Raw genomic sequence first — 833 nt, 5'->3', positions numbered from 1 at the left:
GGGATGCCTGGACAGCCCGTTGACCCGCGCCAGGCCGGGATGCCTGGACAACCCGTTGACCCGCGCCAGGCCGGGATGCCTGGACAACCGATTGATGCCCGGCAGGGCGGGGTGCCTGGACAGCCCGTCGATCCGCGTCAGGGTGGTGTGCCTGGTCAGCCTGCGGTTGACGGCTGGGCGGGGCAGGGTGCTGATCCGCGGCAGGGTGGCCGTGGGGTGGGCGATCCGCGTCAGGGCGGTGAGCCGATGGGGCGGCCCGGGGTTCCCGGGCCGGGCGTGCCTCAGCAGCGTGCCGGGCGTAGCCCGCGCACCGCGCACGTCTTCCTCTCCGAGGGGGACGGGCCGTGGGCGATCGTGCCGGACGAGGCGCCGCCGATGCCGACGCACCACGCGGGGCGGCAGGGTGCGCCGGCCCGGGCTCCGATGCCTGCTGCGCGGCCGAATGTGCCCGCTCCCGGTTCCGGTCAGCCGCCGGTGCCGCCCGTCGTCGTGCCTCCGGTTGTCGTGCCTCCGGTTGTCGCGCCGCCCGGTGGTTCGACGCCGCCTGCACCAGGGCGGACCGTCGCGCCGCCGCCCGGATTTGTCGGGGCTCAGCCCGGCCAGCCGATCGCGCCGCAGGACGCGCCGACCGTGCCCCACCCGGGCCAGCCGCCGCGCGGACCGGCCGTGCCCCGCGCCGGGCAGCCGGTGGCACCGCCGGCCGGATTCGTCGCGGCCCAGCCCGGCCAGCCGAACGCACCGCACGGCGGCCCGGCCATGCCGCAGGGCCCGGCCATGCCGCAGGGCCCGGCCATGCCGCAGGGCCCGGCCATGCCGCAGGGCCCGGCCATGCC

The 833-nt window shown here is 78.4% G+C and carries 1 protein-coding gene and 1 pseudogene; both read right to left on the bottom strand.

The window, feature by feature from the left end; translation table 11 throughout:
• Nucleotides 1-318: hypothetical protein (locus Apa02nite_RS22260; protein WP_203826713.1), on the bottom strand; the 318-nt coding region annotated here is incomplete at its 3' end.
• 272 nt (nucleotides 319-590) lie between these two features.
• Nucleotides 591-833, bottom strand: a pseudogene (locus Apa02nite_RS22255) (ice-binding family protein); the annotation flags it as partial.

It is taken from the genome of Actinoplanes palleronii (genome assembly GCF_016862315.1).
Classification (GTDB): domain Bacteria; phylum Actinomycetota; class Actinomycetes; order Mycobacteriales; family Micromonosporaceae; genus Actinoplanes; species Actinoplanes palleronii.
Note: the sequence above shows the minus strand (reverse complement) of the source record. Positions and strands in the feature narration are given on the sequence as shown.